The organism is Erwinia pyri (assembly GCF_030758455.1).
GTDB lineage: Bacteria > Pseudomonadota > Gammaproteobacteria > Enterobacterales > Enterobacteriaceae > Erwinia > Erwinia pyri.
The window spans coordinates 4239296-4251621 of the sequence record NZ_CP132353.1 but is presented as its reverse complement, the minus strand read 5'-3'; the positions used below and the strand labels follow the sequence as shown (position 1 = coordinate 4251621).

Here is a 12326-nt window from a genome sequence, read left to right as displayed (position 1 = left end):
TCTGTTGTTGTGTTGTTGTGCTGGGGCGCTATTGCGCCCCTTTTTTATTACTTCACATCATATTGCCGGAACCAGGCAAGCATCCTCTGCCAGCCATCCTTTGCGGACTCTTCGTGATAGCTTGGGCGATAGTCAGCGTTAAATGCATGTCCCGCCTCGGGATAAACGACGATTTCCGCTTTTGCGTTGGCGGCACGCAGCGCCTGACGCATCTTCTCCACGCTCTCCTGCGGAATACTCTCATCCAGACCGCCATAAAGCCCTAATACCGGCGCAGTAAGGTCAACGGCAATATCCACCGGCTGCTTCTGCTGCTTCAGGGTCTTTTCGCCAACCAGTTTGCCATACCACGCAACGGCGGCTTTTAGCTGCGGATTGTGCGCCGCGTAGAGCCAGGTAATGCGGCCGCCCCAGCAAAAACCGGTGATCGCCATATTACGCATATCGCCGCCGTGGCGTGAGGCCCAGTTGGCGACATGATCCAGATCGGCAAGCACCTGAGTGTCGGGAACCTGGCTGACTAATTCGCTGAAAAGCGTTGGAATATCATTATATTCGGCAGGATCGCCCTGACGGAAATAGAGCTCCGGCGCCACCGCCAGATAGCCTTCCAGCGCCAGGCGGCGGCAGATATCACGAATATGCTCATGTACCCCGAAAATCTCCTGAACCACCAGGATCACCGGCAGCGGACCGCTGGCATTACGGGGCTTGGCATGGAACGCGGGCATATTTTCGCCCTGGGTGGGAATGGATGTTTCGCCTGACAAAATCGCTTCGCTGTCAGTGATAATTGTGGTCGATGCGGTAGGCGATACCGCGGGAGCGAACCCATTATTGCTCATTTTTTGAGTCATATTTTCTTCGGTTTTCATTGTCCTCTCCGTGCATGCATTAGCGCAATCAGCTAACTATAGCCAGGATTACGTTTGGGTCAGGGGATGCTTTTCTCTTCACCATTAACACTGCCATCAGCTTACCGACACCACAACTTGTGGCAATCGCCGATGACACAGTGATTAAATGCGATCTGTGTCACATTTAAGTTTTTATTCACTGCAAGTTTCATTAACTTAAGTGAGTAATCTCACATAAATTTTCCAGGCTTTGCACTATTGTGACCGCCTGATCCTTATCCCCCTTTCCCGTTACAGGAGTTTGAAATGGCACACTCAGACGTTTTTCATTTGGGTTTAACTAAAGCGGATTTGCAGGGTGCGACGCTGGCGATTGTGCCGGGCGATCCTGAACGGGTAAAAAAAATCGCGGCATTGATGGATAACCCGGTTCATCTCGCCTCACACCGTGAATTCACTACCTGGCGTGCAGAGCTGGATGGCAAAGCGGTAATCGTTTGTTCTACCGGCATCGGCGGTCCTTCCACTTCTATCGCAGTAGAGGAGCTGGCTCAGCTGGGCGTGCGTACTTTCCTGCGTGTCGGTACGACGGGAGCTATTCAGCCAGATATCAATGTTGGTGACGTACTGGTCACCACGGGTTCTGTTCGTCTTGATGGCGCCAGCCTGCACTTTGCACCGCTCGAATTCCCTGCCGTGGCCGACTTCACCTGTACTACTGCGTTAGTCGAGGCGGCTAAAGCGGCAGGCGCAACCACGCATATCGGTATCACTGCCTCTTCTGATACATTTTACCCGGGCCAGGAACGCTACGATACCTATTCAGGGCGCGTGGTGAGCCGCTTTCAGAACTCAATGCAGGAGTGGCAGCAGATGGGAGTGCTGAACTATGAGATGGAATCCGCCACATTGTTAACCATGTGTGCGAGCCAGGGACTGCGCGCAGGCATGGTTGCCGGCGTGATTGTTAACCGGACTCAACAGGAGATCCCGGATGCAGAAACCATGAAAAGAACCGAAAGCGATGCGGTACGCATCGTGGTTGATGCCGCACGCCGTCTGATCTGATGATTTGAAACAGAGGAGGATCTCTCGGTGATTCTCCTCTCCTTTTCCTTCCTCTGCCGCTGTTTCCCGATCTGCCTCCAGATTCCCACTGAAATCCTCTGTATAGCGCTTCCTGCCATCGTTTTGTCTGGACATTCATACAGTGCGGCTCTACCTTTTCCGTAGCAAAGTCAGGGCAGGAGAGAATAAGGGTGGATGCAACAATCAGCTACGGTATTTGTCTTGGGCTGGCAGGCCTGTTAGCGGGATGGATGATTGCCTGGTTTCGCGGGCAGCAACTTTCTGCGAAACAGGAAACGGAGCGGCAGCTGCTTGTGCAGTCCGCCAGCCAGCTTCGCGAGGAACGCGACAGGCTCCAGCAACAGCTGGAAGCCCAACAGCAGGCGCAACGGCACACTGAGCTGGAACTGCGTCAGCTTCATGGCGCGTTGTCTGCGTCCCAGGAAAAACTCCACCATCTGGATCACTGGCGTAATGAAGCGGAACAGCTGACGCGCGAATTACGTAATCAGTTAGAAATCAACAGTTCGCAGGAAGCGGAGCTGCGGGAAGTCACTATCCGCCTTGAAGAGACGCGCATGGCTGCCGAAGAGAAGCAGCGTTTGCTGGTGAACAGCGAGCAGCGGCTGAATGCACAATTTGAAAATCTGGCGAATCGCATCTTTGAAAACAGCGGCCGCCGGGTTGATGAGCAGAATAAGCAGAGCCTGAACAGCCTGATCTCCCCGCTACGGGAACAGTTAGAAGGGTTCCGCCGCCAGGTGCAGGAAGGATTTGGTCAGGAGGCGCGTGAGCGGCATACCCTTTCCCACGAAATTCGTAATCTGCAGCAGCTCAATGCGCAAATGGCGCAGGAAGCGATCAACCTGACCAAAGCCCTCAAGGGGGATAACAAGACGCAGGGCAACTGGGGCGAAGTGGTACTGAGCAGAGTGTTGGAGGCTTCCGGCCTGCGTGAAGGGCATGAGTATGAAACGCAGGTAAACATTCAGCTGGAGCAAAATGGCCGGATGCAGCCTGACGTTGTTGTGCGCCTGCCGCAGGGCAAGGACGTGGTGATCGATGCCAAAATGACGCTGGTAGCCTACGAACGCTATTTCAACGGCGAGGATGAAGCAGAGCGTGAAGTTGCCATCAGCGAACACATTGCCTCAATACGTGGTCACCTTCGCCTGCTAAGTCGTAAAGATTATCAACAATTACCCGGTTTACGCTCTCTGGATTATGTGTTGATGTTTATCCCTGTTGAACCAGCCTTTTTGTTAGCGATCGATCGTCAGCCGGAGCTGATCAACGAAGCGCTCAATCTGAATATTATGCTGGTCAGCCCCACCACCTTGCTGGTGGCGCTGCGGACCATTAACAATTTGTGGCGTTATGAACACCAGAGCCGCCATGCGCAACGCATTGCCGATCGCGCCGCGAAGCTGTATGACAAAATGCGGCTGTTTGTGGATGACATGTCCGCCGTGGGGCAGAACATGGAGAGGGCGCAGGAGAGCTATCGCCAGGCGATGAAAAAGCTCTCTGAAGGCCGGGGTAATCTGATAGCCCAGACCGAAAGCTTCCGCCATCTTGGGGTCGAGGTAAAAAGGCCGATCAATCCCCGACTGGTTGAACAGGCGATGCCAGATTCCCCTGAAAACCTCTTTGATGAAGAGGAGGAGGAAACCGCCCCTGAACTCGGTTTGGCCGCGGATAAGGGCGCTGCCCGCGTTAATGAATAAGCCGCGAGGCTGCGTGCCTGGCCTGCGTGACTCTGGTACACTTGGCAGATAATTGATTGCAGAGAAGGCAAAACAAATGGCAGATGAATCAAAGGACACCACCCATTTCGGCTTTCGTACCGTAGCGAAAAGCGACAAAGCTGAAATGGTGGCTGATGTTTTCCATTCCGTTGCGGCCAAATATGACCTGATGAACGATTTGATGTCGTTTGGTATTCATCGCGTCTGGAAGCGTTTTACCATTGATTGCAGCGGTGTCCGTCGCGGACAGCGCGTGCTGGATCTGGCGGGTGGAACGGGTGACCTTACCGCTAAATTCTCGCGCATTGTGGGCGAGACTGGCGAAGTGGTTCTGGCCGATATCAACAGTTCCATGCTGAAAGTAGGCCGGGAAAAATTACGTAATATCGGTATCGTCGGCAACGTGAGCTATGTTCAGGCTAACGCTGAAGCCCTGCCGTTCCCTGACAACCACTTTGACTGCATTACCATCGCTTTTGGTCTGCGCAACGTGACGGAAAAAGAGAAGGCGCTGGCCTCCATGTTCCGCGTGCTGAAACCAGGCGGCCGCCTGCTGGTGCTGGAGTTTTCCAAACCGGTACTGGAGCCGCTGAGCAAAGCTTATGATGCCTACTCTTTCCATATTCTGCCGCGGATTGGCGAACTGGTAGCAAAAGATGCGGGAAGCTACCGCTACCTGGCCGAATCTATTCGCATGCATCCCGATCAGCAGACGCTGAAGCAGATGATGGAAGAGGTGGGCTTTGAAAATACTACCTACCACAATCTCACTGGTGGCATCGTTGCACTGCACCGTGGGTTCAAGTTCTAAACAGGAAAGCGAATGACTTTAACGCCGCTGTTAACTGCGGGGCTGGAAACGGCGCTTAATCAGGTCCTTTATCGCGATCGTGGCCTGAAGGCTGCCCGCCAGCGCCTCAACGGCAAAAGCCTGGCCATTGTGCTGGCAGAACTCAAACAACCGCTCACGTTTATCTTCAGTGAAAGGCAGGTGGACGTTCTGGGAGAATGGAGCGATAAGCCTGACTGCACGGTGAAAACTCAGCTGACAACGCTGCGTAAACTGCGCGATCGTCAGCAGCTGACCAGCCTGATCCGCAGCGGAGAGCTGGAGGTAGAGGGCGATCTGCAGGTCGTACAGCACTTCTCTGCTCTGATCGATCTGGCTGAACTTGATCCTGCGGAATATCTTGCCCCCTGGACTGGCGACGTAATGGCACAAAGCATCAGCCAGTTTGCCCGCCGTGGTTTTCAGTTTCTTCGCGGGGATCTGCAGCGCAAGCAGGATTATTTAGGGCAGGCAGTGACCGAAGAGTGGCGTCTTGCGCCCGGCGCGTTAGAGGCAGCCTGGTTTACTGAAGAAGTCGAAGCGTTAAACCGCGACTTTTCTGCGCTGGAAGCCCGTCTGACCCATCTGGAGGCCAAATGAGCTTTGGTGAAATACGACGCCTGTACTTTATCATCAGGGTATTCCTGAGCTACGGCCTTGATGAGCTGATCCCGAAAACCCGCTTTGCTCTCCCTCTGATTCTGTGGCGAAAATCGCTATTTTGGATACCCAATAAGCATAAAGAACGGCTGCTGGGTGAGCGGTTACGCCTGGCGCTGGAACAACTGGGGCCAGTCTGGATCAAATTTGGTCAAATGATGTCTACCCGCCGCGATCTTTTCCCACCGCAGATTGCCGACCAGCTGGCGATGTTACAGGATCGCGTGGCGCCGTTTGAGGGGGTGCTGGCCAAGCAGCAAATTGAACTGTCGCTGGGTTGTCCTGTGGAAACCCTGTTTGATAATTTCGAGATCAAACCGCTGGCTTCCGCCTCTATTGCCCAGGTGCACACCGCTACCCTGAAAGAGAATGGCCGGGAAGTGGTGATTAAAGTGATTCGCCCCGATATCCTGCCGGTGATCAGAGCAGATATGAAGCTGATCAACCGCATGGCTCGCTGGGTACCGCGCTTGTTGCCGGATGGGCGTCGTCTGCGTCCGCAGGAAGTGGTGGCGGACTATGAAAAAACGCTGATTGATGAGCTCAATCTGCTGCGTGAAGCGGCCAATGCCATTCAGCTTCGCCGCAACTTCGATAACAGCAAGATGCTTTACGTGCCGGAAATCTTCTCAGATTACGGTAGCGAAACCATGCTGGTAATGGAGCGGATCTACGGTATTCCTATTTCCGATGTGGTGGCGCTTGAGCAGCATGGCGTAAACATGAAGCTGCTGGCCGAGCGCGGCGTGCAGGTGTTCTTTACCCAGGTATTCCGCGACAGCTTCTTCCATGCTGATATGCATCCCGGCAACATTTTTGTCAGCTATGAACACCCGGAAGATCCGCAATATATCGGTATTGACTGCGGCATTGTCGGGTCGCTGAATAAAGAGGATAAGCGCTATCTGGCTGAGAACTTTATCGCCTTCTTTAACCGTGACTATCGCAAGGTTGCCGAGCTGCACGTTGACTCTGGCTGGGTACCGCCAGACACCAATGTGGAAGATTTTGAATTCGCCATCCGCACCGTTTGCGAACCTATTTTTGAGAAGCCGCTGGCAGAGATCTCCTTTGGTCATGTGTTGTTGAACTTGTTCAACACCGCCAGGCGTTTCAATATGGAAGTTCAGCCGCAGCTGGTTCTCCTGCAGAAAACATTGCTGTATGTTGAAGGAGTAGGGCGTCAGCTTTATCCCCAGCTGGATCTGTGGAAAACCGCAAAACCGTTCCTGGAAGAGTGGATCAAAGATCAAATCGGTATCCCAGCGATCGTACGCGCCTTGAAAGAAAAAGCGCCATTCTGGGCCGAAAAGCTGCCGGAGTTGCCGGAGCTTTTTTATGACAGTCTCCGTCAGCACAAGCATTTGCAGCACAGCGTGGATAAACTGGCTAACGATTTGAAGAATGAGCGGGTCAGACAGCATAAGTCCCGTTACCTGTTCGGCGTCGGGGCCACGCTGCTGCTGAGCGGCACGGCTATTCTGCTGACCAAGCCCGAGTGGGAGTGGATTTCGGCAGGAATGATCGCGGCGGGGTTGGTTAGCTGGCTGGTTGGCTGGCGCAAGACCGACTGAATGTCATAAAAAGTAAACAGGGCCTTATCCTGAATGGTTAGGGCTTTGTTCATCGTCAGTGCAACCTGAGCTGATATATACTGCAAAACAGGCTTTACCATTTACCATCAGAGGCAAAAATCATGGGCGGTATCAGTATCTGGCAATTAGTTATCATTGCCGTAATCGTTGTTCTTCTGTTCGGCACTAACAAATTGCGTAACCTGGGGTCCGATCTGGGTTCATCAATCAAAGGCTTCAAAAAAGCCATGGGTGATGAAAACGAGAAAGATAAAGAGAAAGATCATGCCAATGATGCAGACTTTAACGCCACACTGGCTGACAAAGCGCATACAGAAGCGAAGAAAGAAGACGTTAAGAACGACAAGGTATAAACCGTGTTCGACATAGGCTTTAGTGAACTGATATTGGTGTTCGTTATCGGGCTGGTCGTACTGGGTCCTCAGCGTTTACCGGTGGCGGTCAGAACCGTTGTCGGCTGGATCCGTGCTCTGCGTTCGCTGGCCACCAGCGTGCAGAACGAGCTGGCTCAGGAACTCAAGCTACAGGAGTTGCAGGAGAGCCTGAAAAAGGTTGAAGAGGCCAGCAAGAACAGCCTTTCTCCTGAACTGAAAGCCTCAATGGATGAGCTGAAACAGTCAGCCGAATCCATGAAGCGTTCCTATCTGGGCGACCATGAAAAAGCCGATGACGAAGCTAACACCATCCATAATCCGTTGGTGAAAAGGCCTGAAGATTCTCACGAAGGCGTGACGCCGGCGGAAGCCGATCATCAGGCAAGTGCCCCTGCGACAGCACCTGATATGGCTGCTGTGCCTGCCGGAGTACCAGCACAAGCACCTGAGATGTCTGCTGCGTCTGCTAAGGTACCAACGACAGCGCCTGATGCAGCTACCGCGCCCGTTCAGGCTCCGGCGGCAGGCGCTGAACCTAAGCCAGCGGTGACAACGAGCGGCGAAATGCCACATTTGTCCAGCCGCGCTCCCGTTTCCACTACATTACCGAGCGATGAACGATAAACATGGCTGTTGAAGATACCCAACCGCTTATCAGTCATTTGATTGAACTCCGTAAGCGCTTGTTGAACTGTATTATTGCCGTTGTGGGCATCTTTGTCTGCCTGGCTTATTTTTCCAATGACATCTATCAGCTTGTTTCCGCACCGCTGATCAGGCAGATGCCAGCGGGGGCCAGCATGATTGCTACCGACGTGGCTTCTCCATTCTTCACCCCTATCAAGCTGACGGTAATCGTCTCGGTATTCCTTGCGGTGCCGGTGATCCTCTATCAGATTTGGGCCTTTATTGCGCCCGCGCTCTACCGGCATGAACGCAGGCTGGTTATGCCTCTGCTCTTTTCCAGTTCATTCCTATTCTATATAGGGATGGCTTTCGCCTACTTTATTGTCTTTCCGCTGGCCTTTGGCTTCTTCGCCAAGACGGCGCCGCAGGGCGTATTGATTGCCACTGACATCAACAACTATCTCGATTTTGTGATGGCGCTGTTTATGGCTTTCGGCGTCTCTTTCGAAGTGCCGATCGCCATCGTACTGATTTGCTGGACTGGCCTGACCACGCCGGAAGATCTCAAGAAGAAGCGTCCCTATGTTCTGGTAGGTGCTTTCGTGGTGGGAATGCTGTTAACGCCGCCTGACGTCTTCTCGCAGACGCTTTTAGCGATTCCAATGTACTGCCTGTTTGAAGTTGGCGTGTTCTTCGCGCGCTTCTATGTTGGCAAGCGTCGTCAGGATATGGACCCGGAAGAGAGCGGTTCAGAATAGCGCAGAGCAGGTCCAGCGCTCACCTTAGATAAAGTAAACTAACCGCCCGAAAGGGCGGTTACCGTTTGGAAATCCTATGTTCGATATTGGCGTTAACCTGACCAGCACGCAGTTTGCAAAAGATCGCGACCAGGTCGTTAAACGTGCAAAAGAGGCGGGCGTACGCGGATTGCTGCTCACGGGCACCAATGCGCTGGAAAGCCAGCAGGCACAGAGCCTGGCTATGCGCCGTCCGGGCTATTGCTGGTCTACGGCGGGCGTGCATCCTCACCATGCCAGCGAATGGTCGGCTGAGACGGCGGCTACCCTGAAACGTCTGGCTGAAAGCCCGGAAGTTGTGGCTATTGGCGAATGTGGCCTGGACTTCAACCGCAATATTTCCGTACCCGAGCAGCAGGTTTATGCTTTTAACGCACAGCTGGAGCTGGCGGCAGAGCTGGGTATGCCGGTGTTCCTTCACTGCCGTGATGCTCACGAGCGTTTTCTCTCCGTACTGACGCCCTGGTTACCCCGGCTGCCTGGCGCCGTTATTCACTGCTTCACCGGGACGCGGGAAGAGCTGGAAGCTTGCCTGGCCGCCGGATTGTCTGTGGGCATTACGGGTTGGGTGTGCGATGAGCGTCGGGGCGTGGAACTGCGTGAACTGATGCCCTTAATCCCGGCAGACCGGCTCTTGCTGGAAACGGATGCGCCCTATCTGCTGCCGCGCGATATGCGTCCAAGGCCGCCTTCAAGGCGTAATGAACCCTGCTTCCTGCCGCATATTGTGCAGGTAGTAGCGGGTTTGCGGGGAGAAGAAGCTGAAGCGCTGGCTGTTCAGTGCGATCAAAATGCCCGTAAGTTGTTCCGTTTGCCGGAGTAAGCTGACAGCAGCCTCAGAGCTTATGGAACTGTTTGTTGTCCAGGCTGCGCGTAATCTGTTTGTTGAGCAAATTCAGCAGCAACATTGAGCGCGCCTCACCGTCGGGTTCGGTAAAGATGGCCTGCAATCCTTCAAAAGCGCCGCAGGTGATCAGAACGCGATCGCCAGGCTGGGGCAGTTCCGGATCCACCATTTTGATTGGCGTATCGGTTTGCAACGCGGCAATAACGTCATGCGGAACGTTTGCCGGCAGGCTGCCAAAACGGATGAAATGACTGACGCCGCGCGTGGCGCTGATAGTGGTGGTATGAATCTCTTCGGGATCGAATTCAATAAACAGATAATTCGGGAAGAGCGGCTCATCCACCTGCGTGCGTTTTCCCCGAACCAGTTTCTCTAATGCAATCATTGGGCTGAGACAATGCACCGCCTGACGCTCAAGATGTTCTTTCGCGCGAAGCAGCTGGCCACGTTTGCAATAAAGCAGATACCAGGATTCCATAACGTCACTTTTTGATTACAGGGCCGCTAAGAATACCAAACTCGTCGCCAGAGTTATAGCGGGATCCCACCACGATGCGCCCCACGCCGGAATTTGCGAGCCATAACCCATGCGCTACGAAAACCTAAGCATAGCGTGCCAATCCTCCCTATAATGTCCGATTCACTGACCGTATTGATGAGAAGTCATGAAATACCACGACTTACGTGATTTCCTTGCGCTGCTTGAGCAACGCGGGGAACTCAAGCGCATTAAGCAAGAGATTGATCCCGATCTTGAGATGACCGAAATTGCCGACCGCACCCTGCGGGCTGGCGGCCCGGCCCTGCTGTTTGAAAACCCGAAAGGGTACGACATGCCGGTCTTGTGCAATCTGTTTGGCACCCCAGACCGGGTGGCGATGGGCATGGGGCAGAAAGATGTTTCGGCACTCCGTGACGTGGGTCGTCTGCTGGCATTTCTGAAAGAACCTGAACCTCCACGCGGTTTCCGTGATTTCTTCGATAAAATGCCGCAGTGGAAGCAGGTGCTGAACATGCCCACTAAGCGGCTGCGTGATGCCCCTTGTCAGCAGCAGATTTGGCAGGGCGATGACGTTGACCTGCATAAAATCCCGGTAATGAAATGCTGGCCAGAAGATGCGGCGCCCTTGATCACCTGGGGGCTGACCGTTACGCGGGGTCCCCATAAAGAGCGGCAGAACCTTGGCATCTATCGCCAGCAGGTGATCGGCAAGAATAAGCTGATTATGCGCTGGCTCTCTCATCGCGGCGGCGCGCTCGATTTCCAGGAGTGGGGCCAGCATCACCCGGGGGAAAGATTCCCGGTTTCGGTGGCGCTGGGTGCCGATCCGGCCACCATCCTCGGGGCGGTAACGCCCGTGCCGGACTCCCTGTCCGAGTATGCTTTTGCTGGCCTGCTGCGTGGTACTAAAACCGAAGTTGTGAAGTGCGTTTCTAACGATCTGGAAGTGCCAGCCAGTGCCGAAATCGTCCTGGAAGGCTATATAGAAGCGGGTGAAATGGCGCCGGAAGGTCCTTACGGCGATCACACCGGTTACTATAATGAAGTAGACAGCTTCCCGGTCTTTACCGTGACGCATATTACGCAGCGTCGTGATGCCATCTATCACTCCACCTATACCGGCCGTCCACCGGATGAACCTGCGGTGTTGGGCGTGGCGCTGAATGAAGTCTTCGTGCCTATTTTGCAAAAGCAGTTCCCGGAAATTGTCGACTTCTATCTGCCGCCTGAAGGCTGCTCCTACCGTCTGGCCGTCGTGACCATGAAAAAACAGTACGCGGGCCATGCCAAGCGCGTCATGATGGGGGTCTGGTCTTTCCTGCGGCAATTTATGTACACGAAATTTGTTATTGTCTGCGATGATGACGTTAACGCTCGTGACTGGAACGATGTTATCTGGGCGATCACTACGCGCATGGATCCGGCCAGGGACACCGTTTTGGTGGAAAATACGCCGATTGACTATCTTGACTTCGCCTCACCTGTTTCGGGGCTGGGATCAAAAATGGGTCTGGATGCAACCAACAAATGGCCTGGCGAAACGACGCGGGAGTGGGGACGTCCCATTCGCAAAGATCCTGCGGTCACCGCCCGTATCGATGAGATATGGGATGAGTTAGGCATCTTCAGTGAGACGCCTGCGCGCAACAGTGCGCCCGGCAAATAAATTTCGACCCGACAGAGGGAACGCATGACAACGTTAAGCTGCAAAGTGACCTCAGTAGAGGCGATTACCGATACTGTGTACCGAGTACGTATGGTGCCGGAGGCTGATTTCAGCTTCCGTGCTGGCCAGTATCTGATGGTGGTGATGGATGAGCGTGACAAACGTCCGTTCTCTCTGGCTTCTACCCCCATGGAGAAAGACATTATTGAGCTTCACATCGGCGCGTCCGATCTGAACCTGTATGCGATGGCCGTGATGGAGCGGATCCAGCAGCAGCGGAAGATAACCGTAGATATTCCGCACGGTGATGCCTGGTTACGTGAAGAGAGCGAGCGTCCTCTGGTGCTCATCGCCGGGGGAACCGGTTTCTCCTATGTCCGCTCTATCCTGTTGACGGCGCTTTCACAGCAGCCCGATCGCGACATCGCCTTGTACTGGGGTGGGCGTGAGTTGAAGCACTTGTATGATCTGGAAGAGCTGGAAGCGCTGGCGGTTAAGCATCCAAACCTGAAAATCATTCCGGTTGTTGAGCAGCCAGAAGAGGGTTGGCAGGGACGCAACGGTACGGTGCTCACCGCGGTGATGAATGATTACGGCAGCCTTGATGGCCATGATATCTATATTGCCGGCCGTTTCGAGATGGCGAAAATAGCCCGCGAGCGTTTTTGTGCAGAGCGTGGAGCTAAAGAAGAACAGATGTATGGCGATGCTTTTGCCTTTATCTGAGGATGCCGGGGACAGCGTTCGCTCTCCCCG

At 53.9% G+C, this 12326-nt stretch carries 13 protein-coding genes; 11 read left to right on the top strand and 2 right to left on the bottom strand.

All coding sequences use genetic code 11. From position 1 onward, the window contains the following. Nucleotides 1-47: 47 nt before the first annotated feature. Nucleotides 48-875, bottom strand: a complete 828-nt coding sequence (locus tag Q3V30_RS20130) for a dienelactone hydrolase family protein (RefSeq protein ID WP_306208856.1) — start codon at nt 873-875, stop codon at nt 48-50. Nucleotides 876-1163: 288 nt separating this feature from the next. On the opposite strand from Q3V30_RS20130, the gene udp reads away from it, so the two are divergent. The 9 genes from udp to tatD all read left to right on the top strand — a co-directional run bounded on the left by udp (nt 1164) and on the right by tatD (nt 9378). Next, nucleotides 1164-1925, top strand: a complete 762-nt coding sequence (gene udp / locus Q3V30_RS20125; protein WP_306208853.1) for a uridine phosphorylase — start codon at nt 1164-1166, stop codon at nt 1923-1925. Between the two features lie 191 nt (nt 1926-2116). Beyond that, nucleotides 2117-3652, top strand: a complete 1536-nt coding sequence (gene rmuC / locus Q3V30_RS20120; RefSeq protein ID WP_306208851.1) for a DNA recombination protein RmuC — start codon at nt 2117-2119, stop codon at nt 3650-3652. A gap of 76 nt (nt 3653-3728) precedes the next feature. Further along, a complete protein-coding gene (gene ubiE, locus Q3V30_RS20115) occupies nt 3729-4484 on the top strand; it encodes a bifunctional demethylmenaquinone methyltransferase/2-methoxy-6-polyprenyl-1,4-benzoquinol methylase UbiE (protein ID WP_306208849.1) in 756 nt (251 codons plus the stop codon). Nucleotides 4485-4496: 12 nt separating this feature from the next. Then, nucleotides 4497-5102, top strand: coding sequence for a ubiquinone biosynthesis protein UbiJ (gene ubiJ / locus Q3V30_RS20110; protein ID WP_306208846.1), 606 nt, complete (start codon nt 4497-4499; stop codon nt 5100-5102). Further along, entirely contained in the window at nt 5099-6736 is a 1638-nt protein-coding gene (gene ubiB / locus Q3V30_RS20105) for a ubiquinone biosynthesis regulatory protein kinase UbiB (RefSeq protein ID WP_306208843.1), read from the top strand. The genes ubiJ and ubiB overlap by 4 nt, the downstream gene beginning before the upstream one ends. 122 nt (nt 6737-6858) lie before the next feature. Beyond that, nucleotides 6859-7110, top strand: a complete 252-nt coding sequence (tatA, locus tag Q3V30_RS20100) for a twin-arginine translocase TatA/TatE family subunit (RefSeq protein WP_306208842.1) — start codon at nt 6859-6861, stop codon at nt 7108-7110. 3 nt (nt 7111-7113) lie between these two features. Continuing rightward, the gene (gene tatB / locus Q3V30_RS20095; RefSeq protein WP_306208840.1) at nt 7114-7755 is read left to right on the top strand and encodes a Sec-independent protein translocase protein TatB; all 642 of its coding nucleotides are present in this window, start codon (nt 7114-7116) and stop codon (nt 7753-7755) included. Between the two features lie 2 nt (nt 7756-7757). Continuing rightward, nucleotides 7758-8516 (top strand): Sec-independent protein translocase subunit TatC, encoded by a 759-nt coding sequence (tatC, locus tag Q3V30_RS20090; RefSeq protein ID WP_306208838.1) that lies wholly within the window; start codon nt 7758-7760, stop codon nt 8514-8516. 76 nt (nt 8517-8592) lie between these two features. Continuing rightward, a complete protein-coding gene (tatD, locus tag Q3V30_RS20085; RefSeq protein ID WP_306208836.1) occupies nt 8593-9378 on the top strand; it encodes a 3'-5' ssDNA/RNA exonuclease TatD in 786 nt (261 codons plus the stop codon). A gap of 13 nt (nt 9379-9391) precedes the next feature. Here the strand turns inward: tatD and rfaH are convergent, their stop codons facing one another. Continuing rightward, complete coding sequence (rfaH, locus tag Q3V30_RS20080) at nt 9392-9880, bottom strand: transcription/translation regulatory transformer protein RfaH (protein ID WP_306208834.1); 489 nt, start codon at nt 9878-9880, stop codon at nt 9392-9394. Between the two features lie 187 nt (nt 9881-10067). On the opposite strand from rfaH, the gene ubiD reads away from it, so the two are divergent. Then, on the top strand, nt 10068-11570 hold the full coding sequence (gene ubiD / locus Q3V30_RS20075) for a 4-hydroxy-3-polyprenylbenzoate decarboxylase (protein ID WP_306208832.1): 1503 nt from the start codon (nt 10068-10070) through the stop codon (nt 11568-11570). A 24-nt stretch (nt 11571-11594) separates the two neighbouring features. Then, complete coding sequence (gene fre, locus Q3V30_RS20070; RefSeq protein WP_306208830.1) at nt 11595-12296, top strand: NAD(P)H-flavin reductase; 702 nt, start codon at nt 11595-11597, stop codon at nt 12294-12296. The last annotated feature ends 30 nt before the right edge of the window (nt 12297-12326 follow it).